The following is a 26,299-nucleotide window of genomic DNA, read 5'->3' on the forward strand; positions in this document are numbered from 1 at the left end:
GGTGAACTTCTCTTATTGAATTGGGTTTTGCAGGGCCGTGGTCAGGGCTTCAGCCAGTTCCCGGCCGCTGTTGCTATGATTCAGGGTTTGCAGGAGTTGCCCCTGGTTGTTGACCAGGTAGAACTCTGAAGTGTGATCAATGGCATAGCCCATGGCGGAGTCCAGCTCCACCTGCTGATAGAAGACACCATATTTCTGGGCCAAATCTCGCAGATACTCGGGTTCACCGGTCAGACCGAGGATGTTGGCTTCAAAAAAGTCAACATAGGCAGCCAGACGCTCGGGGGTGTCCCGGGCTGGATCCACGGAGATAAAGATCGGTTGCAAATCCTGGCGCAATTCCTGGGGAACCAGTTCCAGGGCCCGGCTCATGAAAGTCATGGACATGGGACAGATATCCGGGCACCAGGTATAGCCGAAATAAATCAGGGCCAACTGGTCATCTTCCAGATCCGTCAGGGAAAAAGCACCTGCCTGGCTTTGCAGGGTAAAGGGTGCCCCTTGAGGTTTTTCAGACAGGGTGTTGCCTGGTTCGGGGTTCATTCCCATCCAGATTTGCAGGCCTGCCAGGCAGGCAACCAGAAAGAGGCCAGCAAAGAGCAGGCTTTTGTTTACACGCATGGTTCTTCTCACAGCTTGAAAATAACGAGGGTTAGGCTATCCACTTTCAAGCGGTTAAAGGAGGCGCCCGAGCTGGAGGTTGCCGGGTCTCAGCCGGAGGGTAAAACCCCGGGGAAGGGGGGATGAGGCTTGGCTCAACCAGCCCGGCGGTCTGGTGGGCAGGAAAAGCCGTGGCGGTAATGGCCGGAGACAGGGCGCAGGCTGGGCACTGACTGAGGGGGCGCTGGGATTCAACTCTTTCCCCTTCACTGTTGAATACCAGGCGTTCGCTACTGCCTTGCCAACTGCAGATTTCCAGGGTGCCATCGGCATGGACCAGCAGTGGTGGAACGACAAAAGGCGTTAGCACTCTCTGGGTGATGACCAAAAAGGCCATTACCAGCATCAGGGAGTTAAATGTTCGCGCCTTTGCCTGCATGGTCAACCGCATCTAATTTCAGGGTTCGCTGATATTATCAATAAAAACGCCACTCAACCAGTTTTCTCTGATGGGGCTGCTGGTGGTGCGTCGGCCTTGGCTTCCTGTTCAGGAGCTCGGGGCAGTTCGATCACCAGTCGGGCTCCCTTGAGTTTCTTGGGGTCTTCAACCCAGAGGCGTCCGCCCAGGTGGGCGATGAGACCGCGACTGATGGGAAGGCCCAGCCCACTGCCGCCAGGGCGTTGGCGGGAATTGGAGGCGGCCTCCTGTTGGATCTGATGGAATTTCTCGAAGACCTTTTCTCTTTCCTCTTCGGCAATGCCCGGTCCATTGTCTTCAACCGCCAGACGCCAGTTGTTTTTCCAGGCTTCCAGCGTCAGGGTGACCTGAGCGGGTTTTCCCTTGGCAAACTTGCGGGCATTGTCGAGCAGATTGATCACGACCTGCTGAAGACGGTCGGGATCTGCAATCACCCAGGCTTGCTGGGTGGGCAGCTGGACTTGCAGCTTGATCTCTGCCTCCTGAAACAACTGGGTAATGGCGTCCACAGAATCCCCGGCCAGTTGGCGAAAATCGACGGGTTCCGGATTGAGGCGCAAGCGTCCGGATTCCAGGCGTGCCAGATCGAGAATTTCCTCAATCAGGCGCGAGAGGCGTTCACTTTCTTTGACGATCACGCCCAGGAAATGTTCTCGCTTGTCGGTCTCCAGATCACGGCTATCCCGCAGGATCTCAGCAAAGGCGCGGATCGAGGTCAGAGGGGTCCGAAGTTCATGGCTGATCATGGCTACAAACTCATCCTTGAGGCGATCCAGTTCTCGCAGGCGCTCATTGGCCGAGCGCAGCTCTTCACCAATGCGGGCCAATTCTGCAGACTTTTGTTCCAGGCGCTTGTTGTATTCCAGGGTTTGCGAGGTGGTATCCAGAATACTGAGTACCGCCTCCAGGTCCAGTGCTTCACCGCGCACCACGGAATTGATCAGCACCCGGGCCGAGGTGCTGCCTAAAGCCCCGGTCAGGGCTTGTTCTGCGGCAGCGACCAGTTCCGGTGGGGCCAGTTGATCTTCCTCACTCCTGTTAGCCTCTGCTGTTACCTCGGTCTGAAAGCGCTGGAAGAGTTTATGCGTTGCCTCCTGCCCCAGATAACGTGTCAGGAGTTGATGCAGTTCCTCTCGGCTGGTCTGCCCCAGCCACAAGTGCGTTTGCATCACCTCGGGTCTTAAGGCTTCGGTGAAGAGAGCTGCCTGGGTTTGTTCCAGATGTTTTTGGCGGGTAAACAGGGACACGGCAATCAGTAACCCCAGGTTGACCAGCAGACTCCAGAAGAGGGCGTGGGTGTAGATGTCCAACCCTTCCAGTCCCAGCAGTGCATAGGGCTTTAAAGCGGCAAGACCCCAGGGGCCTTCTTCAATCAGTGATAAGGGCAACCAGCCGGACTGGGCAAAACCGGGCAACAGCAGGGTGTAGGCCCAGATCAGAAAGCCGCCGATCAAGCCCAGGGTGGCTCCCTTGGCTGAAGCCTGGCGCCAGTAAAGGCCGAGCAGTAGTGAGGGTGCAAATTGCGCAGCAGCGGCAAAAGACACCAGGCCGATGGTGACCAGACTGTAGGATTCTCCCAGCAGGGCGTGGTAGAGGTAGCCAAGAAAAAGAATGACCAGGATGGCGATGCGGCGAATACCTAATAACCAACTGCTGAGATTGCGATCCGGGTCCAGATGCAGCCACTTCCAGCGTAGCAGCAGAGGCATCACCAGATGGTTACTGACCATGGTGGACAGAGCGATGGTCTCCACGATGACCATGCCGGTGGCTGCTGCCAGTCCACCGATGAAGACGATCAGGGGCAGTAACTCCAGACCTGCAGCCAGGGGGAGTGTCAGCACGAAGCTGTCCGGTTCCTGACCGGCATCGCCCAGCAGCAGGCCAGCCAGGGCCACGGGTATAACAAAAAGATTGATGGCTACCAGATAGAGAGGAAAAAGCCAGCTGGCTCTTTTCAGATGGCGTTCATCAACATTTTCGACCACCAGTACCTGAAACTGTCGAGGCAGGGTGATAAAGGCCAGGCTGGCCAGCAGCAGGGTGCCGACCCAGCCGCTGGCGCCTCCGGGGACGGCCTCCAGCCCCAGGCGCGTGATCTGCTCCGATTTTTGCGCCGCCGTCTGGAAAAGCTCGGTAGGGCCATCGTAAAGCCAGAAAACCACAAAAAGACCGAGAATTAAAAAAGCCAGGAGTTTAATAATGGACTCAAAGGCGATGGCAACCACCAGACCTTCATGGCGCTCACTGGCATCCAGATGGCGGGTGCCGAACAAGAGGGTGAAAATACCCAGAACCAGAGCCACCCAGAAGGATTTATCCTGCCAGAAAACCTCTTCACCCAGCTTGCTGGGAAGCTCGGGGTAATCGGTCAGGATGGCATGGCTGACGGTAACGGCTTTTAGCTGCAGAGCAATGTAGGGCATGATGGCCAGGATAGCGATCAGGGTCACCAGCGCGGCCAGTAGCCCACTCTTGCCATAGCGGGCACTGATAAAATCGGCAATGGAGGTGATTTTCTGGGCCCGGGCAATGCGCACCATTTTGCGCAGCATCACCCAGCCCAGGAGCATGGCCAGGGTGGGGCCCAGATAGATCAGCAGGAAGCTGGGTCCGGCCTCGGCGGCGCGGCCGACACTGCCATAAAAGGTCCAGGCGGTGCAGTAGACGGCAATCGACAGGGTATAGATGCTGGGGGAGTTGATGACCGAGCGCCCCTGCTCGGCACGTCGGTCCCCCCAGGCAGCCAGTAGAAAAAGAATCCCCAGGTAACTGAAGGCAACCGCGACCAATAGCCAGTCACTCATCCTTGCTCCCCTCCAGTAACCAGGCGGCCAGGGCCAGAATCACTAGCCACGCTGCGAAGAGGTAAAGCGGCAGGCCGGAAAAGCCCAGCCAGGCAGGCCGATCGAAAACCAGCAATACCGGGGGGGTAAAGAGTACCAGGGCCAAGAGTAGAAGCCCGACCAGGCGCGCCTGGAGCAGAGAGCCTTTCATGACCCCTGTTCCACTTGTTGTTGTAGCTTCAGTGCCGCATCCAGGGAGGTAATTCCCCGGGCTTCCAGGCGCGGCAGCAGGGCCAGCAGGAGTTCTGCCGTAACCCGGGCATCTCCCAGGGCCGTGTGGCGGGTGCCTGGAGGAAACGTCAGGTCAAAACGCTCAGCCAGGTCGTCGAGGCCATGGCCTTCCAGGCTCGGGTCCAGCCCGCGAGATAGCAGCAGGGTATCCAGTACCGGCATGTCGAACTTCACACCCACCTCCTCGGCCTGACGGCTGACCGCAAGAACATCAAAGGCTGCATTGTGAGCGACCAGCACGGCATGGCCAACATAATCCCGAAAACGGGGCAGTACCACCTTCAGGGGAGGACTTGCGGCCACATCAGCATCGGTTAGGCCATGAATGCGCGTGCTGGCCGGTGGAATGGCGCGTCCTGGATTGACCTTCTGATCAAAAATATCCCGGGCCAGCAGGCGCCCCTGGAGCAGGCGACAGGCCCCGATACTGATGACCTCGTCCCCCTTGCGTAGCTGCAGGCCGGTGGTCTCGGTATCAAAAACCACCATTTCCAGTTGTCGCAAGGGGCGCTGACCTAGCTGATCATCGGGAGGTGGCAGGTCAGCAATACTGAAATCGTGAAATTCCGGCCGGGGTTCAATGCGTGGAGAGGGTGGGCTAATCCGTCTGGCAGCGGGCAGGGGGATACGCAAGCGGGCTTGCTCGCTTTCGGTAGCCTCCTGACTCCACCAGTCGCTGGCATGACGGCGGAGGATATCGCCCAGATGGGGAGCCAGCTCCTCATCCCCCAGGCGTACTTCTTCCCACTGCTGAAGTTGGGCCAGGGTCAGGGGTTGGCCCGTCCAGATCAAATCCAGATAGACTCGCTTATCCGCCAGCAGCATTTCCACTTCAAATTGCGTCTGGCCGGTCTTTTCGCTGAGTTTTTCCAGCAGAGTCTCCAGCAGAGCCAGCAGGCTGGGAGTATCCGCCTGAAACCAGAGGGGAATACCGACCGGCGTCAAGCGCAAGCCCTGGTTGTTGAGGCTGGGTTCCAGTGCGGCCCAGAGGTCATTGGACCAGGTGGCAGCCAGTTGAACCTGATCCTGGTGCAGACCTTCCAGTAGCTGGGCCAACTCCTTAACCAGATGACCCAGGGCCTGGCTATCCTCCTGCATGGCTTTTTGCAGGCGTTCTCGTAGCTGAGTATCCGTTGCTTCGTGGCCCAGGAGTTCACCGGCGGTTGCCAGATTGGCCACATGGCCTCGCAAGGCGGGTAGCAGCTGTCCCAGGGGTTGGCGCCAGCGCTGGTCGCTACGTTGACGTTCGCTGGCATCCTTGAGGGTGATCAGAGCCTCGCCCTGGCTGGCTTTGACCCGGCGCAGATCGCAGACCAGCCAGGAAGTCTGGTAGGGCAGCAGGAGCTGGCGAGGACTGCCATCCTTGGGGAGTTGCTGCAGGGTTTCCCTGAGGCTGGAGGCAGGCAACAATTCTTCCAGGCGGCGGCCCAGTCCCAAGGCGGGATGATGATCAAAAAGGCTTTCCGCTGCGGGATTGAAAAGCAGCAAGCGTTGATGGCGATCACACAGCAGCAGGGGTAAATCCAGAACCTGCAGGAGGGCTTCCATCTCCAGATGCAGGCGGGCTGCTTCTCTCGCTCCCTGAATTCTAGCTTCGCCCAGGTGCGCCCTGTCCTGGCGCCAGCCCTGGCGCAAGCGATCCAGGTCAGGCTGCAGGGATCTCAGCCAGCCTTCGGTGGGATAGTCGTCTCGGGCGTCGGGGTTGGCAGCCAGCCGCGCCAGGAGAACCTGCAGATGGCGAAGCGGCCGGAAAAGCTGGTATTCCAGAGGTAGGCCTAGGATCACTAGAACCAGGGTCGGCCCCAGACTTAAAAACCAGATGATGCCAGTTTCCAGGGGGGCGGCTGCAAGACGGCTGGTTAGCCAGAGTCCCACAAAGAGACCGGCAAAAAGGCTCAGGCCCGTGAGTAGAAGCCAGCTGCCCAGGAGTTTTTGACGCGGCGGCATGGGCATTGACCTCTCAAGGTTTGGACGCAGGATCCAGCAGGTTTTTAACCTGGTTGACCAGCTGCTGGGTGGAAAAGGGTTTGGTGACATAGTCATCGGCCCCCAGAGCCATACCTTTTTCCTTTTCCACTTCACGTCCATGAGCAGTCAGCATGATAATGGGCAGCTGACGGTAGGCGTCCTGGTTACGCAGTTTTTCCAGGACTTCAAAACCACTGATTCCCGGGAGACTGATATCCAGTAGCAGCAGATCAGGGTTTTCCTGCTCCACCTTTTGCAAGGCCGTTTCGCCATCCTCGGCAGTCAGGACACTAAAACCGGCCTGCTGCATCAGAAATTCCAGCGACAGGACAATATTGGGTTCGTCATCAACGACCAGCACCTTGGCCATGAGCTTCTCCTGCAGACTTTTTATTCTTGTTTTCAGTCTAGTGGCTTACCGGGCTTGAGGAAAGGCGACCAAGGCCTCAGACTCAGTTAGAATAGTCTTTTATTTTAAGTAGGGGGTAAAGCAAGCGTGCTACTACAAGTACTGGCTGTTATTGGTGGTCTGATTCTCCTGGTTTGGAGTGCGGATCGCTTTGTTGTTGGTGCCTCGGTTACGGCCGAAAAGCTGGGTGTTCCCGTTTTGGTGATCGGGATGCTGCTGATGGGATTTGGCACTTCGGCACCGGAAATGCTGGTGGCCGTTCAGGCCTCCCTGGATGGCAGTCCCGATCTGGCCGTGGGCAATGCCCTGGGTTCCAATATTGCCAACATTGCCCTGATACTGGGGATAACAGCACTGGTGACGCCCATTCCCGTGGCGACAGGACTGGTACGCAAGGAGATTCCCCTGTTGCTGGTGGTGACTCTGGGAGCCGCCTTGTTATTGCTTGACCAACAGCTGGTTTGGTGGAAAGGGGCTATCCTGCTGGGTGGTCTGCTGGCATTTATCGGTTACAGCTACTGGCTGACCCGCCAGGGCCAGAGTGATGCTCTGCTGGAAGAGGTGGAGTCTACACTCCAGCCCATGTCCACGGCTCGGGCTCTTTTCTGGTTGCTTGCAGGCCTGATACTGCTGATTGTCAGCTCCCGTCTTCTGGTCTGGGGGGCGGTGGAATTAGCCCTGGCCTGGGGCGTCAGTGAGATGGTCGTGGGGCTAACCCTGGTCGCCGTGGGTACCAGCCTGCCAGAGTTGGCTGCCAGCCTGGCTGCAGCACGCAAGGGGCAAGCTGATCTGGTGCTGGGCAATATCATCGGCTCCAATGTCTTCAACCTGCTTGCGGTTCTGCCTTTCCCGGCCCTGCTGGCCAGCGGCAGTGAACTGGGTGCTGAGCTCCTGTGGCGTGATCTGCCGGTAATGCTGGGACTGACGCTGCTGCTACTGCTAGTGTCTCTGGGGCGCCAGGGCATGGAGCGAATCAACCGCCCTGAAGGGGCCGTGCTGCTTCTGTGTTTTATCGGCTATCAGGGCTGGCTGTTTCTGGGCTCCTAAACAAAGGTGATGCCCACGGCAAAGAGCTGTTCCACTTCGCGGATTTTGCGCTTGTCGACCAGGAAAAGGATGACCTGGTCGTCGGACTGGATGATCAGGTCACCGTGGGCGATCAGAACCTCCTTGCCTCTGACCAGAGCACCGATGGTGACACCATCGGGCAGATCAATCTGGTCCAGGGTTCTACCCACAATCTTGGAGCTTTTTTCATCACCAATGGCTACGGCTTCTATGGCTTCAGCAGCACCACGACGCAGGGAGTGAACATTCTTGACCTGACCACGGCGGACGTGGGTCAAAAGGCTGCCGATGGTGGCCAACTGGGGTGAAAAAGCGATATCCACTTCGCCGCCCTGAACCAGATCCACATAGGCGGCATTATTAATCAGGGTCATTACCTTGCCGGCCCCCATGCGCTTGGCCAGCATGGAAGACATGATGTTGACTTCGTCATCATTGGTGACAGCACAGAAGATATCAACGTGGTCGATACTTTCTTCCTGCAGCAGGGTCTTGTCAGTGGCTGTGCCATTGAGCACGACACTACGCTCCAGCTTTTCCGCCAGCTCCACGCAACGGGCCTGGGAGTATTCGATCAATTTGACCTGGTATTCCTTTTCCAGGCTTTCCGCCAGGCGTTCACCGATATTACCGCCCCCGGCAATGACTATTTTCTTGTAGCTGTGATCGACGCGGCGCATTTCGCTCATGACTGCGCGGATATGCTTGCGCGCAGCGATAAAGAAGACCTCATCGTCTTCTTCGATCACGGTATCCCCCTTGGGCAGCAGTGCCTGGTTCTGGCGATAGATGGCCGCTACACGGGTATCAACATTGGGGATGTGCTGGCGCAGGGCGGATAGCTGTTGGCCCACCAGAGGGCCGCCGCGGTGGGCCTTGACCGCCACCAGCTGGACCAGGCCCCCGGCAAAATCCAGTACCTGCAGGGCACCGGGATATTCAATCAGGCGGCGAATATGGTTGGTGACCACCTGTTCCGGGCTGATAAGGACATCGATATCAAAACCCCGCTCGGTCCGGAAAAGACCTTTACGGGACAGGTAGGCCGCCGAGCGTACCCGTGCAATCTTGCTGGGGGTATTGAAGAGGGCATGGGCCACCTGACAGGCCACCATATTGACCTCATCCGAGTTGGTCACGGCAATAATCATGTCTGCATCTTCACAGCCTGCCTGGCGCAAGACCGCCGGGTAGGAGGCCTTGCCCTGGATAATACGGATATCCAGTTTGTTCTGGAGATCCCTCAGACGGTCGGCATTGGCATCGACGATGGTAATGTCATTTTCTTCACCGGCCAGGTTTTCGGCCAGGGTCCCCCCCACCTGTCCAGCGCCGAGGATGATGATTTTCATGGTCGTAACTCCTTGTGCGGGTTGCTGTGGCCGGGGTTAGCTACGCCAGAAGGCGCGGGTAAAGAGAATCATAAAGGTCACGATTTCCAGGCGCCCCAGGATCATGCCCAGGGCCATCAGCCATTTGCCCAGATCCGGCAGGCTGGAAAAATTCCCGGCCGGACCCACGGTCACCCCCAGTCCCGGTCCCACGTTGGCCACTGCGGTGACCGCTGCGGTAAAACTGGTAATAAAATCCAGCCCCATAAACGACAGCGCCAGGGCCAGGGCGGCAATGGTTGCGAAAAAGAAGAAGGTAAAAGCCACCATGGAGCGGATAACGTCATCGGGTACATGGCGGCCGTTATAGTTTTGCGAAAAGACACCCCGGGGATGCAGCAGGGCCATCATCTGGTTGCGCATCAGCATGATCGAGAGCTGGTGACGGAATACCTTGAAGCCACCACTGGTCGAGCCGGAACAGCCACCGACAAACATCAGGTAGAGGAAGAAAACCACGGCAAAGGTGCCCCAGCTGTTGTAGTCACTGGCGGCATAGCCGGTGGTGGTGACGACCGAAACTATGTTGAAGGTGGCATGGGTCAGAGCATCAAACCAGCCCCATTTGTTCTGGCTGACCAGATAAAAGGTGAGGATGACAATAGCCGCCAGAAGGATCTTGGTCAGGGCCTTGACCTGGCTATCGCGAAAAAGAATCAGGGGGCGACCCTGGATCAGGTGCACATAGAGCACAAAGGGCAGTGCCCCCAGAAACATGAAGAGAATGCTGATCCACAAAATCAAAGGGGTGGAGGCAAACTGACCCATGGAGGCATCGTAATTGGCAAAACCGCCGGTTGCCGAAGTGGTCAGGCCATGCACCAGGGCATCAAAGCCATTCATCCCTGCCAGCCAGTAGCTGAGAATACACAGGCTGGTCAGCCCCAGGTAAACCTTGCCGATGGCCTTGGCAATGGTGCCTGAACGGGGCATGGCTTTTTCCGACCAATCCGAGGACTCTGATTGGAACAGACGCATACCACCGACCTGCAGGAAAGGCAGGATGGCCATGCCCATGACGATGATCCCTATCCCGCCCAGCCACTGGAGGATGGCTCGCCAGAGAAGAATACCGTGGGACATGCTGTCCAGTCCGGAAAGAACCGTCGAGCCGGTGGTGGTGATCCCGGAAACCGTCTCGAAGATGGCGTCACTGACCGACAGGTGAGTGGAGCCAAAAAGCAAAGGAAACGCAGAAAAGAAACTCAGTACCAGCCAGCTCAGGGAGGTCAGGAGGAAAACCTGGCGTCCTCGCAGGTCAAAGGGTGCCAGTGAACCCAAAGCGACCATGATCGCCCCGGATACCAGGGTAAAGAGCATGGAATAAAAGAAAACCTGGGTATCCGCCTGCTCACCCTCGGCAAAGAGAAGAATAACCGGAGCCAGCTTGAAACTACCCAGCAACAGCAGGAGCATGCCCAATAGCTTGATGATGGGGGCGACCCAATCAAAAACCTGGCGCAGGTGGGATTGTTCCTGGCGTCGGTCATAGTGACTGGGTTTGTTTGGAACCTGATACTTGGGCGATGACTGCATAACTATCCCTGTAAGGGGCTGAAATCAAAAAGGCAAGCTTAACGCTAGTGCAGTAAAGTGGCTAGCCTTGGTGGCTAAAAACTCGGTCAGCCCTGAGCTCGCCATCCTGGCTATATTCAAAACCGGCTGCTTCCAGCAACCTGCGGGTGTAGGCTTGTTCGGGGCGTTGAAAGAGCGTCTCGGTTGCAGCTGTTTCCACCAGTTGCCCGGCTTTCATTACCAGAATACGGTGACTTAAGGCGCGTACGACGCGCAGATCATGACTGATAAACAGGTAGGCTAGGCGGTGTTTACGCTGGAGTTTTCTGAGCAGATCAATCACCTGCCCCTGGACACTGCGATCCAGCGCCGAAGTCGGTTCATCCAGAACCAGCAATCGGGGCTTGAGGATCAGAGCCCGAGCAATGGCAATGCGTTGGCGCTGGCCGCCGGAAAATTCATGCGGATAACGATGACGGCTGGCCGCTTCCAGGCCGACTTCTTCCAGAGCCGCTATGACTTCCTCTTCCACTTGGGTCTTGCTTAGTTGGGGTTGATGCAGCTCCAGGCCTTCAGCCACCAGAGCACCCACACTCATGCGCGGGCTCAAGCTGCCATAGGGGTCCTGGAAAACTATCTGCATGCGGCTACGCCAGGGCAGTAGTTCCTTTTGCTTGAGTGCTTCCAGAGGTTGATTCTGAAAAAGAATGCGGCCGTTGCTGATTGCCTGCAAGCGCAAAAGCGCCAGGGCCAGCGTGGTTTTACCGGATCCGCTTTCACCCACCAGTCCCAGGGTTTCACCTTCACGAAGCTGTAAAGCTAGCTGCTCCACAGCAACAAAGGGCGGTGCTTTTTTCCAGGGCAGGAGGGAAGAAGAAGCTGTGGGAAATTCCACCTGAATCGCCTCGGCAGTGAGTAAGGTCGGTGCCTGGGGGTCCACGGGCTCAGCCTGTCCCGAGGGTTCACTGGCCAGAAGATGGCGGGTGTAGTCGGCTTCAGGATGGCTGAAAAGCAAGGGAGTGGGCTGGGTTTCCACGAGCTTGCCACGGTGCATCACGGCAACCCGGTCGCTGTATTGGCGAACCAGATTGAGATCATGGGTGATCAGCAGCACTGACATGCCTCTTTCCCGCTGCAAGCGGCGCAAGAGATCCAGTGGCTGTTTTTCAACCGTGACATCCAGCGCTGTTGTGGGTTCATCGGCCAGGAGGACATCAGGATCATTGGCCAGAGCCATGGCAATCATGACTCTTTGACGCTGACCGCCAGAGAGTTGATGCGGCCAGGCCAGGGCCATTTTTTGCGGGTCGGGCAGGCCGACATCTTCCAGTAGTTCCAGGCAGCGGTTGAAAGCGGCTTTACCGGTCAGACCCTGGTGCAGGCGCAGGCTTTCAGCAATTTGTTTGTGAACCCGGTGTAGAGGGTTCAGGGAGGTCATGGGTTCCTGGAAAATCATGGCCAGACGCCGACCACGAAGGCGTCTCAAGTGACGTTCGGGCAGTCCCAGGATTTCCTCCGGATAGCCTTGATCATTACTTAATTCTATGCTGCCCTGAACCCTGGCATTGTCTGGCAGAAGTCCCAGGGCAGCCAGGGCGGTAATGGATTTACCCGAACCGCTTTCACCCACTAATGCCAGGGTTTCACCCCTGTTCAGGGTCAGGTCGATTCCCTTGAGAGCGGGTTCATTGTGGCCAAAGGCCACTTGCAATTGGCGTAGCTGCAGCAGCGGTGTCATGCCGTTTCCTTGGTCGTGCTCAGAGTCTTGCGGGGATCAAAGGCATCACGTACCCCTTCACCAATAAAGACCAGCAGGGTCAGGAGAATTGCCAGGGTCATGAAGGCGGTTATACCCAGCCAGGGGGCCTGGAGGTTAGCCTTGCCCTGGGCGACCAGTTCACCCAGCGAAGGGGTGCCTGGTGGCATGCCAAAACCCAGGAAATCCAGCGCGGTCAGGGTGGTGACTGCCCCGGTAAAGAGAAAAGGCAGAAAAGTCAGGGTGGCCACCAGAGCATTGGGCAGCACATGGCGAAGAATAATCAGGTGGTTGGGCAAGCCCAGCGCACGTGCCGCGCGGACATATTCCAGATTTCTGGCTCTCAGGCACTCGGCCCGGACCAGATCCACCAGTGCCGTCCAGCTGAATAGCAAAAGGATCAGCAGTAGCCACCAGAAACCCGGATTGATAATACTCGACAGAATAATCAGCACAAAAAGGGTCGGCAGGCCACTCCAGATTTCAATAAAACGCTGGCCCCAGAGATCCAGGCGTCCACCGTAATACCCCTGTAGAGCACCGACCAGAATGCCGATCAGACTGCTGCCCAGGGTCAGAATCAAGGCAAAGAGGATGGATAGACGCAGGCTATAAATAACCCGGGCCAATACATCCCGTCCCTGGTCATCGGTACCCAGCCAGTTTTCAGTCGAAGGTGGCGTGGGTGCAGGCTGGGTCAGATCATAGTTGATGGTTTCAGCCGCATAGGGGATGGGTGGCCAGAGCATCCAGCCTTGTGCAGAGATCAGCTCTGCCAGGTAGCTGTCCCGGTAATCGGCACTGATGGGCAGATCTCCGCCAAAGGTGGTTTCCGGGTAATCCTGCAGCAGGGGAACATAAAGATCACCCTGATAGTTCACCAACAGGGGGCGATCATTGGCCACCAGTTCTGCCAGCAAACTGACCAGGAACAAAGCCAAAAACAGCCACAGGGACCACCAGGCGCGGCGGTTTTGGCGAAACAACTGCAGTCGGTAGCGGTTAAGTGGTGAAAGCTGAATCCGGGGCCACTTCATCGTCAGTGCTCCCTGGAAGAAAAGTCAATGCGGGGATCGATCAGCATATAGGTCAAATCACTGATCAATTTCAGCAAAAGGCCAATCAGAGTAAACAGGTAGAGGGTACCAAAAACGACCGGATAATCCCTTTGCACGACGGCTTCAAAACCCAGCAACCCCAGGCCATCCAGGGAGAAGATGACTTCAATCAGCAGAGAGCCGGTAAAGAAAATGCTCACCAGGGCCGCAGGCAGGCCGGCAATAATAATCAGCATGGCGTTACGAAAAACATGCCCGTAGAGTACCTGACGATCACTGACCCCCTTGGCTCGTGCCGTCAACACATACTGTTTGTGGATTTCATCCAGAAAGGAATTCTTGGTCAGCAGGGTTAGGGTGGCAAAGCCCGAGATGGTCATGGCGGCAACGGGTAGGGCCAGGTGCCAGAAGTAATCCGCTATTTTGCCCAAACAACTCAGCTCATCGAAATTGTCCGAGGTCAGGCCTCGCAGAGGGAACCAGTCCAGATAGCTACCACCGGCAAAAAGCACGATCAGCAGCAGGGCAAACAGGAAACCGGGAATGGCATAGCCAATAATAACCACCGAAGAGGTCCAGACATCAAAGCGACTGCCATGATGCAGGGCCTTGCGGATACCCAGGGGAATGGAAATCAGATAAATCAGCAGGGTCGACCAAAGCCCCAGAGAAATGGAAACAGGCATCTTATCGAGTATCAGTTCTCCCACGCTCTGGGCGCGAAAGAAGCTGTCGCCCAGATCAAAACGCAGGTATTGACCGACCATCTGCAAAAAGCGTTCATGCAGGGGTTTGTCAAAACCGAATTGCTGTTCCAGTTCGGCAATAAACTGGGCATCCAGTCCCTGGGAACCCCGGTAGCCGGAAGAATCCGAGCTTCCTGAGGCTTCATTGCTGGCCTGGGTGTCCATGCGTGTACTGCTCATGCCTTCCAGACCATCCATCTGGGCCAGAATTTGTTCGATAGGGCCGCCCGGTGCAGCCTGGATGATGACAAAGTTGAGCAGCAGGATACCCAGCAGCGTTGGCGGGATCAGGACCAGACGACGCAGTAAATAGGCGAGCATGATGGTCTAGTCTTCCTCAATCCACCAGGTGTCTGTGGCCAGGGAATAGGGGGGATTGACCTCGGGTAGGCGTACCTTGGCACGCTTGGCCACCCGGTATTCATCAATATGCCAGTGAGGCAGGACATAATGCCCCCACAGCAGAACCCGATCCAGGGCGCGGGTGGTTTGAACCAATTCTTCACGCGTGGGTGCAGCAATCAACTTCTCGACCAGCGCATCCACGACGGGGTCTTCAATGCCGGATAGATTACGCCCATCACTGGCCTGGGCAAAGTCGGAGTGAAAGTATTCCCGCTGTTCATTACCGGGTGACAGGCTTTGGCCCAGGGTGGATACCACCAGGTCATAGTCAAAATCACGCAAGCGATTAAGATACTGGGTAACATCCACGAGCCTAAGATTCATCTGAATACCCAGGCGTTCCAGATTGCGTTTCCAGGGCAGCACGATGCGCTCGAAAGAGGCGTTATGCAGCAGGATTTCAAACTCCATCTGGATGCCCTGGTCATTGACCAGGCGTCGGCCATCCAACTGCCAGCCAGCTTCACGAAAGAGGCTGAGTGCCTTGCGCATCTGCGGGCGGATACTGCCACTGCCATCAGTTTCCGGCAGGTCGTATTCCCGGGTAAAGACTTCTTGTGGCAACTGATCCCGGTAGTGATCAAGAATTTCCAGTTCCCGGCCTTCAGGCAGGCCGCGGCTGGCCAGTTCCGAATTACTGAAATAGCTCTCGGTGCGGGTGTAGGCCCCATGAAAGAGCTGTTGATTGGTCCATTCGAAATCAAAAAGCTGAGTCAGACCCAGACGCACTCGGGGATCGGCAAAAATCTCGCGGCGGGTATTGAAGAAGAAACCCTGCATGCCCGTGGAGTTTTCATGTTCCAGACTGACCAGCTGGATTTTGCCCTGCTCCAGTGCCGGTCCCTCGTAGGCTTCGGCCCAGTTGCGGGCAATGTTTTCCTGGCGGTAATCCAGCCGGCCTGCTTTGAAGGCCTCCAGAGCAACAGTGGCATCCCGGAAGTATTCGTAGACATGCTGGCCGATATTATTGCGGCCCCGGTTAACCGGCAGATCCCGGCCCCAGTAGTTGTCATCACGGGTGTAGACCAGACGGCGTCCGGCATCCACTTCGGTGAGCTGGTAGGGGCCGCTACCCAGGGGGACTTCCAGGCTGGGTTGGGTGAAGTCGCGTTCAGCCCAGTAGTGCTGGGGCAGGATGGGAACCTGGCCAATAATCAGGGGGAGCTCACGGTTATCGGCTGTCGCCAGTTGGAAGCGTACCCGCTGACTGCTGACGGCTTCTATAGCAGTAATATCGGCATAGTAGGCACGATAGAAGGGTTGGCCTTTTTCCCGCAGCAGGTTGAAGGTAAAGACCACATCTTCGGCTGTCACGGCTTCGCCATCCTGGAAACGGGCCTCTTCGCGCAGCTGAAACTCTATCCATTCACCCTCGGGATCCAGGCGCATGCACTCGGCCAGCAGACCGTATTCGGTAAAGGGTTCATCAGCTGAATGATAGGTCAGGCTATCATAGAGGTGACCCAGCCCCGTAGCGGGTGTGCCTTGAATGATAAAGGGATTGAGGCTATCGAAGGTGCCCAGGGCAGCCTGACGCAGTTGACCGCCCGTGGGTGCTGAAGGATTGACGTAGTCAAAATGCTGGAAGTCTTCGCCATACTTGGGTTCCCCGTAGAGGGAAAGAGCCGGTTGGCAAGCCGTTTCTGCTGCTAGGGTCAAAGGGGCAAATGCGAGTAAGCCGGCCAGGGAAGTGATACAAGTCAAGCGGTTCAAACGGTCCGTGAAAAACCTGCTAGCCGGCATTGTTGCTCCTTAATTGCGTGTGACGTCTACGTGCAGGGTCAGGCTTTGACCCGGCTGGAGATAGTTGTTCGGATTAATATTGTTCCAGCGCCCGATATCGCGGATGGATACCTTGAAGCGATTGGCAATTCGGGCCAGGTTATCGCCTTGGCGAACCCGATAGGTCACTCTGCGAATCACGCTGCGACTGGCATTGTTGGCCAGACTACGGGCATTTTCAGCGCGTGACCAGATGACCAGTCGCTGTCCGGCCATCAGGGGATCACCCGGTGCCATGTTATTCCAACTGGCCAGCTGGCGCACGGATACATTATGTGTCCGTGCCAATTCCCAGAAACTATCCCCGGAGCGTACCAGATGCTCGACTCTTTCTCCACGACGGCGAACATTTTGTGTTCTTTCCAGGCGTTGCTGTTCGCTTAAAGCATATTGGCTGGCATCCTGGCTAGGGATGGGGATCAGCAGTTCGCTTCCGGCACGAATGATATCACCGCGCAGCTGGTTGGCATCACGGATCATGCTGGGCGTGGTGTTGAACTGGCGCGAAATGGTCAAGAGGCTGTCGCCACTTTCCACCTGGTAACGCTGCCAGCTCATACGGCGCCTCGGTGGTAGACGTTGCAGATTGGCTTCCAGAATCGCAGCGTTTTCCTGGGGCACCAAGAGGCGATGCGGTCCTGTGGGGCTGGTCGCCCATTGACTATAACCGGGATTAAGCAAATAGAGTTCGTTGATACTGATATCAGCCAGCTCGGCGGCCTTGGCCAGATCGATCTGACCCTGGGTGTCTACAGCAGCAAAATAGGGCTGATTGGGAATGGAGTTGAGGGCAATGCCATGTCTTTGTGGATCGGAAAAGAGCTGCGCCAGAGCGATCAGTTTGGGGACATAGGTACGGGTTTCTATCGGCAGCGTGGAGAGCTCCCAGAAGCTACCACTGCCTCCGGCACGGCGGTTATGGCGCAGGGCACGATTGACATTGCCACCGCCGGCATTATAGGCAGCCAGGGCCAGATGCCAGTCATCAAAACGGCGATAGAGGCGTTCCAGATAAGTCAGGGCGGCATCGGTTGAGGCCATGACATCGCGACGACCATCGTACCACCAGTTGTTTTCCAGGCCGAAATAGCGTGCTGTTCCCGGAATAAACTGCCACATGCCCGATGCCCGGCCATGAGAATAGGCAAAGGGATCATAAGCACTCTCGACGATTGGCAGCAGAGCCAGCTCACCGGGTAGACCACGTTTTTCGATTTCTTCAATTACATGGAACATGTAGCGACTGGCGCGCGCTGTCACTCGGTCCATATAGCCGGGATGACGGCGATACCAGCTGAGCTGAGCATTGACCCGGGAACTCTGGTTGGAAATATCCATGGCAAAGTTTTCCCGCAGGCGATCCCAGAGATCGTATTCGGGCAGGCTGGCTGCTTCCCAGTGACGCCAGTTCTGTTGGTTGTTGACCGGTAGTAGGCTGGAGAGGCCCTGGTGGTCATCGTGAAAACGATAGCTGGATAGCTGTTGACCGGATTCCAGCTGAGACCAGATGACAGAACCCTTGGCAAGGCGTTGCTGTTCAGCTTCCAGTCTTTCCAGGCGTTCGGCTTCGGCCTGGCGGGCTGCCAGTGTTGCTTCATCATAGATCAGGTTTTGACAGCCGCTGGTGAGCAAACCCAGAGAAGTTACCAGCAGGACAGGACGAAGGCGTCGGTTGATCGAGTTAGCCAGTGGCGAAAGTAAAGGCTTAAGTTGGATAGGCATAGGAATATCAGTGTCGTTTTTGGGTTTAGTAGCAGTTGGCGGACATTTTATGTCTGCCAACCGCAGGCCACAAGTAAACACTGGTGAATAAACGTTAATCAGGCAGAATCCTTCCAGCGGCGCAGGGCAGCAAAAACCTCTGCCGGATCCTGCAAATCCTCTTTTTCGGCAAATTCACGGGCTGCCTGGATCACTGAGGGTTCGCTGCAGCGCAGGAAGGGGTTGGTCGCCTTTTCCAGTGCCAGGCTGGAAGGCAGGGTTGGCTGCTGGGCCGCACGTAATTCCTGGCATTCCTGCTGACGTTCCTGCAGAGCAGGGTTATCCGGTTCCACCTGGCGGGCAAATTCCAGGTTTTTCAGGGTGTATTCGTGAGCAGCATAAACCCGGGTTTCTTCAGGCAGTTGAGCCAGGGTTTGCAGGGAGGTATGCATCTGCTCCGGTGTGCCTTCAAACAAGCGCCCACAGCCTGCCGCGAACAGGGTGTCGCCACAGAACAGTAGAGGAGGCTGCTGGTCCTGAATGAAAAAAGCCACATGGCCCAGGGTGTGGCCAGGGACCTCCAGCACCTGAACCGTCTGCCCGAGTAGCTGGAAGCGATCACCGGCTGCCACCTGTAGGCTGAGTGATGGCAGGCGGTAGACATCCTGGAAAGAACCGATCAGGGTGGTACTTTCACTGCTCAGGTCTTCAACCCCGCCGATATGGTCGGGATGATGGTGGGTAATGAGGATACCCTCCAGTTCCAAGCCCTGAGCCTGCAGATAATGTTGAACCGGTGTGGCTTCGCCAGGGTCTACCACCCAGCAGCGTTTATCGCCTCTTAATTTGAGTAGCCAGATATAATTGTCGTTAAAGGCTGGAAGTGCGATAACATCAAGCATGCGTCTTTCCTTTATTATTGGCTGATTAGCTTACTTTACGGCAGACACTATGAGTGTGCAAAAGCAACAGGCTCAAGTAAACCGGGATACCTGGAATACCTGGCAGCATTTCTGGCAATCTCCCCTCGGTCGGGAGGTCCTTGGTAGTGAGGAAGCCCTTTTGCAGCCCCTGGTGGAAGCAGCCCGTGGCTACCATCTACTTTTAATCGGTAGTTGTCCGGGGGGAGGCTGGATCGAGACCACGCGGATCGGTCAGGTGATCGAATGGCGGCCCAGTCTGGATCTGGCTGAAAAAGAATCCTGTGTGCTGGCTGATCCCGCTGCCCTGCCGTTTCCCGATGATTGCATGGACCTGGTGATCCTCCAGCATTCCCTGGAGCTGTTTGCCCGGCCCCATGCGCTGCTTAAAGAGGCTGCTCGCGTGACTCTGCCCAAGGGTGAACTGGTGATTCTGGCCTTCAATCCAATCAGTCTCTGGGGCCTGACTCGCCTTTTACCCGCGTTTCTGCAGCCGGAACCGCTACGCCTCTTGAAGCAGGCCGATCTGATCAGTCAGGCCAAGATGGATGACTGGCTGGAATTTCTGGATCTGAACAAGGAAGCCAGCTATCAGCTTTTCCATCGCCCGCCTTGTAATCGTGATGCCTTGCAGCAGCGTTTGCGTTCCTGGGATCGTAAACAGGATCAGCGTTCCTGGCCCTTGGCTGGTGTTTATATGCTAAGGATTAAAAAGCGTATCGGTAGTCCACTGCGACCCCAGCCCGCCTGGAAAAAAACTGGCTGGATGCCTGCTCAACCGGTAAGCTTCCCCACCCGAAACAGTCTTAAAAACCGATAAGTTCTGACTATGACCCTAGCGAAAAACAAGGTCGTCATCTATACCGATGGTGCCTGTAAAGGTAATCCCGGTCCGGGAGGTTGGGGCGCCTGGCTGCAATATGGCGGGCGTGAAAAAAGCCTCTGGGGTGGCGAAAAGAACACCACCAATAATCGAATGGAGCTGCTGGCTGCAATCAAGGCGCTGGAAGCCCTGACCCGCTCTTGCTCAGTTGAATTGCACACGGACTCCCAGTATTTGCGCCAGGGCATTACCCAGTGGATGGCCAACTGGAAACGCAAGAACTGGAAGACGGCAGCCGGTAAGGCGGTCAAAAACCAGGATCTCTGGCAACGGCTGGATGAACAAGCCAGTCGCCATGACATCGATTGGCGCTGGGTTCGTGGTCATGCCGGTGATCCGGGCAATGAAAAAGCCGATCAGCTGGCCAATCGCGGTGTTCGTGACCCGCAAATGCAAGAGCAGGAGTAAGAACCCATGCGTCAAATCGTGCTGGATACGGAAACCACAGGTATCGGGCCCAAGGAAGGCCACCGTATTATTGAAATCGGCTGCGTGGAAATGGTCGGTCGCAAGTTTACCGGCAATAACTACCATGTTTACCTTAACCCGGAAAGGGAAGTGGATGAGGAAGCCGCAGCTGTACATGGTTTTACCTGGGAGATGCTCAAGGACAAGCCGACCTTTGCCCAGGTGGCTGATGAGTTTATCAACTATGTTCGTGGCGGTGAGCTGCTAATCCATAACGCGCCCTTTGATATCGGCTTTCTGGATGCCGAGCTGGCTTGGTTGAATGCCGCCTTGGGTGAAGAGCGTTACGGGCGCATGGAAGACTACTGCAGTGTTTTTGATACCCTGGCCTTTGCCCGTCGCCGCCATCCGGGTCAGCGCAACAGCCTGGATGCCCTGTGTAAGCGCTACGAGGTGGATAATACCGGGCGTACGCTTCACGGCGCCTTGTTGGACTCGGAAATCCTGGCCGATGTCTATCTGAACATGACCGGGGGGCAGACAGCCCTGCTGCTGGGAGAAGAAAGTGATGACCTGGCCGACCCGGGTGAGCAGGGCACGAGTCAATTGCGCCGCCTGGATGCCCAGCGTCCTCGGCTCAAGGTGATTCGCCCCTCCGCTGATGAAGAAGCAGCTCATCAAGCCAAGTTGCAGAGCTTGCAGGCAGGAGGGCAATGTCTCTGGCTGGAGCAGAGCTGATGTGGACTCCCTTGCAAAGCGGTTTTCCCCAGCAGCAGCCGCCTTCTGCCTTTGAGCGTGGACCCTTTCGGCCGCAGCCGGGCGAACCCATTGCCATAGTTCAGGTAGGGGGTGGTGCCATTCGCCCTCTGGAAGAGGTTTCCCCGGAATTACCGGCCTGGTTGCAAGCGGACTACTATAATCCGCAAAAGCATCGCCAGCTGGTGGTGATGGGGCGTTGGCAGGGGCGTCTGCTGCTGGTGCATCAGGTCCCTGCTGCCGAAGCGCGCAAACAGGAATGGCCGGGGCTGCGTAGCTGGCTGCTGCAAAGCAGTGCCGAGGAATTTGATCTCCTGGTAACCGCAGCCGGTTTGGCAGCCTGGGAAGAACAGCACCGTTTTTGTGGTCGTTGTGGCAGCAAAACCAAACCACGCTGGGATGAATATGCCAAGGAATGCCCGCGCTGTCATCTGCGTCATTACCCGCGTGTCGCTCCCTGTATCATTACCCTGGTCTGGCGTGAGGATGCGCTCCTTCTGGCCCGAAGTCCACGTTTTGCTTCAGGCATGTATTCAACCCTGGCCGGTTTTATCGAGACGGGGGAGTCGGCTGAACAGGCGCTACACCGGGAGGTCAAGGAAGAGGTGGGCGTTGAAGTGGGGGATCTACGCTATCTGGGCAGCCAGTCCTGGCCTTTCCCGCATTCGCTGATGTTGGGGTATTGGGCCAGGTATCAATCCGGTTCGCTGCGTTTGCAGGAAGATGAAATCGAAGATGCGCGCTGGTTTGCTTTTGATGACCTGCCCCAGTTGCCACCCAAAACCTCGATTGCCCGCCATTTGATCGATAATTTCCTGATCTGGCGGCAAGGCCGGTAATTGCCTTTGGCTGCCTGGTTAAAAAGCCAGACGGGCACCGGCCATCAGGGTTTCATAGTGGCTGACCTGGCGGATTTCATCCCAGGTGCCGCCCTTGCGGTAAATCAGTTGGAGGTCCAGCCAGTCGGTCACCTTCTGGGTGATGCCGGCTTGTAGCTCGTACTCGAGTAAAGCCTGGGCATTCCAGTCGGTACTCCAGAATTCCGGCATCAAATCGCTGCCCAGATAGACCTTGGTGGTCGAGGTCAGCAGCTTGCCAAAACGTAGATTGATGCCCAGCCCCTGACGTTCAATCGGCCCTTCGGAATCATTGCTATAAAGGAAGAAACCGCCTCCCATGCCTCTTGATTGCTGGTTGAAATAGAAGCTATCAAAAAGCAGGGCCAGGCGAGTCGAAGTGTACTCAGCGGTTTCTGCCAGGGTTTTGGAATCAATCTCCAGGGCATCCTCGGTTTCCAGATGGGTGATTTCCAGACTGGAGAAAACCCGCCCTTGATCATTCCAGCCACCCAGGCCTACACCCAAATAGCGGCTGTCTTCACCCAACTGGAAGCTGGCCGTGGGCAGGGTTTTTCCCTGGGCATCAGCAGCGTTGAGTTGGAAGCTCAGGAGGGCCAGCAAGCAGCTGACAAGGATCTGATTGTTGCTGAACATCGATTGGCATCCTTGCTATCCGGGTTATTAACCAAGTGCTTAGCGCTGGCAGCGGGTGGTAAAGCCTTCCTGCTGGTGGCGCAAAGCCAGGGTGTCCTGGGTCATCTCTAAAACATCAAAGTGATCCTGGCTTTGTACGTGATTGAATTGATCCGCCTTGAGTACACCGGCTTCATCCAGTTGCAAAGCCGTGGCATTGGCTGGGGCAAATTGGCTGTTGGTGGTGTTGATGGTCAGGCGTTCACCTTCAAGCGACCAGTTGCCACCGCCATCAAAGGAATAGACCAGCTGGTTTTGGGGGAAAGCCGCTTCCAGTCGTCCGTTAATCGTAAACTGGGCGCTGCTGAGAAATTCCTGCTGGTAGGTGACCCGGATTTGAACATCGGGTTCGGGGCTGAGTTCCTGGGTGCAGGCCCAGACGCCGGTGAGCGTCGAGGAATTGGCCAGAACGGGGGCCGAGAGGAGGCTCAGAGCCAGAGTCATTCCTAGACTCTTGAAGGTGGATGCTTGCATCAGGGGTCTCCTTGTGATTTTTTTCTTTGTATCATTCTTTGCTGCTTTCTGCCAGAGTAAAAAAGGGCTGTCAGCCTTGCAGGCATGGCATTTTTAATGCTGTGGGCTGGAATCCCAGCCACTGCTGGGTTACTGTATTGGCCGCTTAATCCGCGGGCTAGCGGAAAAACAAGGTTTTCTATCAATCAACGGGATAGTCATCGGAATGGGTAAATCACTGGTCATCGTCGAGTCACCGGCCAAAGCCAAGACCATCAATAAATACCTGGGTAACGATTTTATCGTTAAATCCAGTGTTGGTCATATTCGCGATCTGCCGGTTAGTGGGAGCGGCAAGACTTCCCGTGGCAAAGCGGGGGCCAAGAAGAGCACCACCACGGATAAAAAGAAGAAAGCCCAGGAGCAGCTGGTTGCCCGGATGGGTATTGATCCCGAACACGGCTGGAAGGCCAACTATGAAACCCTGCCCGGAAAGGAAAAAGTTGTCAGTGAGCTGAAAAAACTGGCCAAGGAAGCTGATGCCGTTTATCTGGCAACGGATTTGGACCGCGAAGGAGAAGCCATTGCCTGGCACCTGAGTGAGACCCTGGGTGGGGATTCCAGTCGTTATCGCCGCGTTGTTTTTAACGAGATTACCAAGAAAGCAATCACCCAGGCCTTTGATGACCCCGGCACCCTGGATATGAATCAGGTCAATGCCCAGCAGGCCCGGCGTTTTCTTGATCGGGTCGTCGGCTTTATGGTTTCGCCGCTGCTCTGGTCCAAGGTGGCACGTGGTCTTTCTGCCGGACGTGTGCAATCGGTTGCCGTGCGCCTGATCGTGGAGCGGGAGCGGGAGATCCGCGCCTTTATTCCTGAAGAATACTGGGATATTACGGCACATCTGCATAATCAGAATAAAACACCGCTGGCCTGCATGGTGGCCAAAAAGGCGGGCAAGAATTTCCGCCCCGGCAGCAAGGAAGAAACCGATGCAGCCCTGGCAGAACTTGAACCTGCCAATTACCAGGTGGCCGATCGTGATGATCGTCCTACCAGCAGCCGTCCGGGTGCACCCTATATTACTTCGACCCTGCAACAGGCAGCGAGCACCCGACTGGGTTTTTCGGTCAAGAAAACCATGACCCTGGCCCAGCGCCTTTATGAAGCCGGTCATATTACCTATATGCGTACCGACTCCACCAATTTGTCCCAGGAAGCCGTGGCCAGCTGCCGCGACTGGATCGGGGAAGAGTTGGGCCAGCAATACCTGCCGGAAAAAGCCAATGTCTTCACCAGCAAAGAAGGTGCCCAGGAAGCGCACGAAGCCATCCGACCTTCCAATGTGCGCCTTCAGGGCAAGGATATTTCCGGGCTGGAGCGTGATGCGCAGAGACTTTACGAACTCATCTGGCGTCAATTTGTTGCCTGTCAGATGCCGCCAGCGCGCTATTTGTCCACCACCTTGACGGTCAAGGCCGGTGACTATGAGCTCAAGGCCAAGGGCCGGGTACTGCAGTTTGATGGCTTTACCCGAATTCAGCCGCCTAGTGGAAAACAAGCCGAAGACCAGGAACTGCCAGACCTGAAGGTCGGGGAAAGCCTGGATCTGAATCGTTTGGACCCCAAGCAGCATTTTACCAAGCCACCTGCTCGCTATTCAGAAGCGGCTCTGGTCAAGGAGTTGGAAAAGCGCGGCATCGGCCGGCCTTCTACCTATGCTTCGATCATTTCTACCATCCAGGATCGTGGCTACGTCAAATTGGAAAACCGCCGCTTCTATGCAGAGAAAATGGGCGATATCGTCACTGATCGCCTGGTTGAATCCTTTCGCGATCTGCTGGATTACAGTTTTACCGCTCGCATGGAAGATTCCCTGGATGCGGTGGCTGACGGTGAAGAAGAATGGAAGCATCTGCTGGATCGCTTCTATAAGGACTTCAAGCAGCAGTTGGAACAGGCTCAATCCACTGAAGGGATGCGTCCCAACCAGCCAGTCGATACGGATATCAAGTGCCCCACCTGCGGGCGACACATGCAGATCCGTATAGCTTCCACCGGTACTTTCCTGGGTTGCTCGGGTTATGCCCTGCCACCCAAGGAGCGTTGTAAGACAACCATCAACCTCATGCCGGGTGAAGAGTTCGTTGCTGCAGATGGCGACGAAGATGCCGAAGTCGATGCGCTGCGGGCCAAGCGTCGTTGTCACAAATGCGGCACGGCGATGGAAAGCTTTATTGTCGATGAAAAGCGCAAGCTGCATATCTGTGGTAATAGCCCGGATTGTGATGGCTACCAGATCGAGGAAGGCCAGTTCAAACTCAAGGGCTATGATGGTCCCACGATTGAGTGCGACAAGTGCGGTAGCGAAATGCAGCTGAAGACAGGGCGCTTTGGTAAATACTTTGGTTGCACCAACAGTGAATGCAAGAATACCCGCAAGCTATTGAAAAATGGTGAGCCTGCACCACCCAAGATGGACCCGGTACCCATGCCGGAAATCCAGTGCCAGAAGGTTGATGATCATTATGTGCTCAGGGATGGGGCCAGTGGTCTCTTCCTGGCAGCCAGCCAGTTTCCCAAGAAACGGGAGACGCGTCCGCCGCTGGTGAAAGAAATAAAGCCTCACAAGGATGAAATTGATCCCAAACACCACTATATTCTAGAAGCACCGGAAGAGGATAGTGAAGGGAATCCTACTGTCATCCGTTTTTCCCGCAAGACTCAGGAGCAGTATGTTCAGGCGGAAAAAGACGGCAAGGCAACCGGTTTTCGGGCCTTCTGGGACGGAAAAAACTGGAAGGTGGAAGACAAGTCCAAGTCGGCAGGTAAGAAAAAGTGATCGAGACACAGCGCAGTCGAGTCAATCAGAAGCTTTACCAGGCCCGGCTTTTTATTGAAGCGGGTCAGGAGTTTCGTGAAGAGCTAACGCGTGTGGCCTGGCAGCAGGCCTGCCACGAAGCGGCACTCAATGCGCTGGAATCAGCACAACTGGCTTTTCTGCGTGAAATTGCCGCCGCCTACCGTTTGAATCCCCAGTTGGTAAACAGCCAGGAGGATTTGCAGCGGGAGGCAGCCAAGCGTGAACAACAGCTGCCCGAACTGGTTCGCCTTCAAGCAGCTCAACAAGATCTGACCAATCCCCTCAGTCGCCTGACAGCCACGCTGGATTTTATGCGCAGGGCACCTCTGGCAGGCAGTGCCGTGCCCGAAGCGGTTGCTGTACAGGAAGAAGTGGCCGTTGCAGCACTGGAAGCCAGTGGCAATATCCTGCTGGTTAATGTGCAGGAAAGCAGCAGCCCCGAGATGCAACAGCTTGCCGATGCCCGGGGCATGCACCTGGCCCTGAAGAGCCTCGTCGAGGAACTCAGGGAAGGGTTGCGGGAAGACTGA

General features: G+C 56.2%; 22 protein-coding genes and 1 pseudogene. 7 read left to right on the forward strand and 16 right to left on the reverse strand.

Annotation, left to right across the window (positions count from 1 at the left end; translation table 11 throughout):
* Positions 1-12: 12 nt before the first annotated feature.
* The 6 genes from DFK18_RS01850 to DFK18_RS01875 are packed head-to-tail and all read right to left on the reverse strand — an operon-like array spanning position 13 to position 6,493.
* Positions 13-621 (reverse strand): SCO family protein, encoded by a 609-nt coding sequence (locus DFK18_RS01850; RefSeq protein WP_114416491.1) that lies wholly within the window; start codon positions 619-621, stop codon positions 13-15.
* A 46-nt stretch (positions 622-667) separates the two neighbouring features.
* Positions 668-1,039: a hypothetical protein gene (locus DFK18_RS01855; protein ID WP_162299654.1), complete on the reverse strand. Its 372-nt coding sequence runs from the start codon at positions 1,037-1,039 to the stop codon at positions 668-670.
* Between the two features lie 53 nt (positions 1,040-1,092).
* Complete coding sequence (locus DFK18_RS01860) at positions 1,093-3,885, reverse strand: sensor histidine kinase (RefSeq protein WP_114416493.1); 2,793 nt, start codon at positions 3,883-3,885, stop codon at positions 1,093-1,095.
* Positions 3,878-4,075, reverse strand: coding sequence for a hypothetical protein (locus DFK18_RS01865; RefSeq protein WP_114416494.1), 198 nt, complete (start codon positions 4,073-4,075; stop codon positions 3,878-3,880). The genes DFK18_RS01860 and DFK18_RS01865 overlap by 8 nt, the downstream gene beginning before the upstream one ends.
* On the reverse strand, positions 4,072-6,102 hold the full coding sequence (locus DFK18_RS01870; protein ID WP_114416495.1) for a 3'-5' exonuclease: 2,031 nt from the start codon (positions 6,100-6,102) through the stop codon (positions 4,072-4,074). Before DFK18_RS01870 ends, DFK18_RS01865 begins: the two co-directional genes overlap by 4 nt.
* Before the next feature lie 13 nt (positions 6,103-6,115).
* A complete protein-coding gene (locus DFK18_RS01875) occupies positions 6,116-6,493 on the reverse strand; it encodes a response regulator transcription factor (RefSeq protein ID WP_114416496.1) in 378 nt (125 codons plus the stop codon).
* Between the two features lie 126 nt (positions 6,494-6,619).
* Between DFK18_RS01875 and DFK18_RS01880 the strand changes: the two genes are divergently transcribed.
* Complete coding sequence (locus tag DFK18_RS01880) at positions 6,620-7,579, forward strand: calcium/sodium antiporter (protein WP_114416497.1); 960 nt, start codon at positions 6,620-6,622, stop codon at positions 7,577-7,579.
* Here the strand turns inward: DFK18_RS01880 and trkA are convergent.
* The 8 genes and pseudogenes from trkA to gloB form a co-directional block, all read right to left on the reverse strand.
* Positions 7,576-8,955, reverse strand: a pseudogene (trkA, locus tag DFK18_RS01885) (Trk system potassium transporter TrkA); the annotation flags it as partial. The gene DFK18_RS01880 and the pseudogene trkA overlap by 4 nt on opposite strands.
* 33 nt (positions 8,956-8,988) lie before the next feature.
* Entirely contained in the window at positions 8,989-10,527 is a 1,539-nt protein-coding gene (locus DFK18_RS01890) for a TrkH family potassium uptake protein (RefSeq protein WP_114416499.1), read from the reverse strand.
* 61 nt (positions 10,528-10,588) lie between these two features.
* Positions 10,589-12,244 (reverse strand): ABC transporter ATP-binding protein, encoded by a 1,656-nt coding sequence (locus DFK18_RS01895; RefSeq protein ID WP_114416500.1) that lies wholly within the window; start codon positions 12,242-12,244, stop codon positions 10,589-10,591.
* Positions 12,241-13,299, reverse strand: coding sequence for an ABC transporter permease (locus tag DFK18_RS01900; RefSeq protein ID WP_114416501.1), 1,059 nt, complete (start codon positions 13,297-13,299; stop codon positions 12,241-12,243). The genes DFK18_RS01895 and DFK18_RS01900 overlap by 4 nt, the downstream gene beginning before the upstream one ends.
* 2 nt (positions 13,300-13,301) lie before the next feature.
* Positions 13,302-14,387 (reverse strand): microcin C ABC transporter permease YejB, encoded by a 1,086-nt coding sequence (locus DFK18_RS01905; protein ID WP_114416502.1) that lies wholly within the window; start codon positions 14,385-14,387, stop codon positions 13,302-13,304.
* Between the two features lie 6 nt (positions 14,388-14,393).
* Entirely contained in the window at positions 14,394-16,214 is a 1,821-nt protein-coding gene (locus tag DFK18_RS01910) for an extracellular solute-binding protein (protein ID WP_114416503.1), read from the reverse strand.
* Between the two features lie 9 nt (positions 16,215-16,223).
* Positions 16,224-17,975 carry a LysM peptidoglycan-binding domain-containing protein gene (locus tag DFK18_RS01915; RefSeq protein WP_114416504.1) on the reverse strand — a complete coding sequence of 584 codons (1,752 nt, stop codon included), beginning with the start codon at positions 17,973-17,975 and terminating at the stop codon, positions 16,224-16,226.
* A 98-nt stretch (positions 17,976-18,073) separates the two neighbouring features.
* On the reverse strand, positions 18,074-18,856 hold the full coding sequence (gene gloB, locus DFK18_RS01920) for a hydroxyacylglutathione hydrolase (protein WP_114416505.1): 783 nt from the start codon (positions 18,854-18,856) through the stop codon (positions 18,074-18,076).
* 49 nt (positions 18,857-18,905) lie between these two features.
* Between gloB and DFK18_RS01925 the strand changes: the two genes are divergently transcribed.
* Genes DFK18_RS01925 through nudC form a run of 4 tightly spaced genes read left to right on the forward strand, consistent with a single transcriptional unit; the run spans position 18,906 to position 21,760 of the window.
* The gene (locus tag DFK18_RS01925) at positions 18,906-19,694 is read left to right on the forward strand and encodes a class I SAM-dependent methyltransferase (RefSeq protein WP_114416506.1); all 789 of its coding nucleotides are present in this window, start codon (positions 18,906-18,908) and stop codon (positions 19,692-19,694) included.
* 9 nt (positions 19,695-19,703) lie between these two features.
* Positions 19,704-20,165, forward strand: coding sequence for a ribonuclease HI (rnhA, locus tag DFK18_RS01930; protein ID WP_114416507.1), 462 nt, complete (start codon positions 19,704-19,706; stop codon positions 20,163-20,165).
* 6 nt (positions 20,166-20,171) lie between these two features.
* Complete coding sequence (gene dnaQ / locus DFK18_RS01935) at positions 20,172-20,903, forward strand: DNA polymerase III subunit epsilon (RefSeq protein ID WP_114416508.1); 732 nt, start codon at positions 20,172-20,174, stop codon at positions 20,901-20,903.
* Positions 20,879-21,760 carry an NAD(+) diphosphatase gene (nudC, locus tag DFK18_RS01940; RefSeq protein ID WP_245944310.1) on the forward strand — a complete coding sequence of 294 codons (882 nt, stop codon included), beginning with the start codon at positions 20,879-20,881 and terminating at the stop codon, positions 21,758-21,760. Before dnaQ ends, nudC begins: the two co-directional genes overlap by 25 nt.
* Before the next feature lie 18 nt (positions 21,761-21,778).
* On the opposite strand, the gene DFK18_RS01945 is transcribed toward nudC, so the two are convergent.
* The gene (locus DFK18_RS01945; protein ID WP_114416509.1) at positions 21,779-22,414 is read right to left on the reverse strand and encodes a hypothetical protein; all 636 of its coding nucleotides are present in this window, start codon (positions 22,412-22,414) and stop codon (positions 21,779-21,781) included.
* 39 nt (positions 22,415-22,453) lie between these two features.
* Positions 22,454-22,927: a hypothetical protein gene (locus DFK18_RS01950; RefSeq protein ID WP_162299655.1), complete on the reverse strand. Its 474-nt coding sequence runs from the start codon at positions 22,925-22,927 to the stop codon at positions 22,454-22,456.
* 205 nt (positions 22,928-23,132) lie between these two features.
* Between DFK18_RS01950 and topA the strand changes: the two genes are divergently transcribed.
* Both topA and DFK18_RS01960 read left to right on the forward strand, forming a co-directional pair.
* Complete coding sequence (gene topA, locus DFK18_RS01955; protein WP_114416511.1) at positions 23,133-25,748, forward strand: type I DNA topoisomerase; 2,616 nt, start codon at positions 23,133-23,135, stop codon at positions 25,746-25,748.
* The gene (locus tag DFK18_RS01960; RefSeq protein WP_114416512.1) at positions 25,745-26,299 is read left to right on the forward strand and encodes a DUF6586 family protein; all 555 of its coding nucleotides are present in this window, start codon (positions 25,745-25,747) and stop codon (positions 26,297-26,299) included. Before topA ends, DFK18_RS01960 begins: the two co-directional genes overlap by 4 nt.

The sequence above is a fragment of the Marinospirillum perlucidum genome (genome assembly GCF_003336805.1).
Taxonomy (GTDB): Bacteria; Pseudomonadota; Gammaproteobacteria; order Pseudomonadales; family Halomonadaceae; genus Marinospirillum; species Marinospirillum perlucidum.

What these genes read in the sequence shown, in the direction of transcription:
- DFK18_RS01850 (WP_114416491.1), bottom strand. Translation starts at nt 621, where the DNA reads ATGCGTGTAAACAAAAGCCTGCTCTTTGCTGGCCTCTTTCTGGTTGCC.
- DFK18_RS01855 (WP_162299654.1), bottom strand. Translation starts at nt 1,039, where the DNA reads ATGCAGGCAAAGGCGCGAACATTTAACTCCCTGATGCTGGTAATGGCC.
- DFK18_RS01860 (WP_114416493.1), bottom strand. Translation starts at nt 3,885, where the DNA reads ATGAGTGACTGGCTATTGGTCGCGGTTGCCTTCAGTTACCTGGGGATT.
- DFK18_RS01865 (WP_114416494.1), bottom strand. Translation starts at nt 4,075, where the DNA reads ATGAAAGGCTCTCTGCTCCAGGCGCGCCTGGTCGGGCTTCTACTCTTG.
- DFK18_RS01870 (WP_114416495.1), bottom strand. Translation starts at nt 6,102, where the DNA reads ATGCCGCCGCGTCAAAAACTCCTGGGCAGCTGGCTTCTACTCACGGGC.
- DFK18_RS01875 (WP_114416496.1), bottom strand. Translation starts at nt 6,493, where the DNA reads ATGGCCAAGGTGCTGGTCGTTGATGACGAACCCAATATTGTCCTGTCG.
- DFK18_RS01890 (WP_114416499.1), bottom strand. Translation starts at nt 10,527, where the DNA reads ATGCAGTCATCGCCCAAGTATCAGGTTCCAAACAAACCCAGTCACTAT.
- DFK18_RS01895 (WP_114416500.1), bottom strand. Translation starts at nt 12,244, where the DNA reads ATGACACCGCTGCTGCAGCTACGCCAATTGCAAGTGGCCTTTGGCCAC.
- DFK18_RS01900 (WP_114416501.1), bottom strand. Translation starts at nt 13,299, where the DNA reads ATGAAGTGGCCCCGGATTCAGCTTTCACCACTTAACCGCTACCGACTG.
- DFK18_RS01905 (WP_114416502.1), bottom strand. Translation starts at nt 14,387, where the DNA reads ATGCTCGCCTATTTACTGCGTCGTCTGGTCCTGATCCCGCCAACGCTG.
- DFK18_RS01910 (WP_114416503.1), bottom strand. Translation starts at nt 16,214, where the DNA reads ATGCCGGCTAGCAGGTTTTTCACGGACCGTTTGAACCGCTTGACTTGT.
- DFK18_RS01915 (WP_114416504.1), bottom strand. Translation starts at nt 17,975, where the DNA reads ATGCCTATCCAACTTAAGCCTTTACTTTCGCCACTGGCTAACTCGATC.
- gloB (WP_114416505.1), bottom strand. Translation starts at nt 18,856, where the DNA reads ATGCTTGATGTTATCGCACTTCCAGCCTTTAACGACAATTATATCTGG.
- DFK18_RS01925 (WP_114416506.1), top strand. Translation starts at nt 18,906, where the DNA reads ATGAGTGTGCAAAAGCAACAGGCTCAAGTAAACCGGGATACCTGGAAT.
- rnhA (WP_114416507.1), top strand. Translation starts at nt 19,704, where the DNA reads ATGACCCTAGCGAAAAACAAGGTCGTCATCTATACCGATGGTGCCTGT.
- dnaQ (WP_114416508.1), top strand. Translation starts at nt 20,172, where the DNA reads ATGCGTCAAATCGTGCTGGATACGGAAACCACAGGTATCGGGCCCAAG.
- nudC (WP_245944310.1), top strand. Translation starts at nt 20,879, where the DNA reads ATGTCTCTGGCTGGAGCAGAGCTGATGTGGACTCCCTTGCAAAGCGGT.
- DFK18_RS01945 (WP_114416509.1), bottom strand. Translation starts at nt 22,414, where the DNA reads ATGTTCAGCAACAATCAGATCCTTGTCAGCTGCTTGCTGGCCCTCCTG.
- DFK18_RS01950 (WP_162299655.1), bottom strand. Translation starts at nt 22,927, where the DNA reads ATGCAAGCATCCACCTTCAAGAGTCTAGGAATGACTCTGGCTCTGAGC.
- topA (WP_114416511.1), top strand. Translation starts at nt 23,133, where the DNA reads ATGGGTAAATCACTGGTCATCGTCGAGTCACCGGCCAAAGCCAAGACC.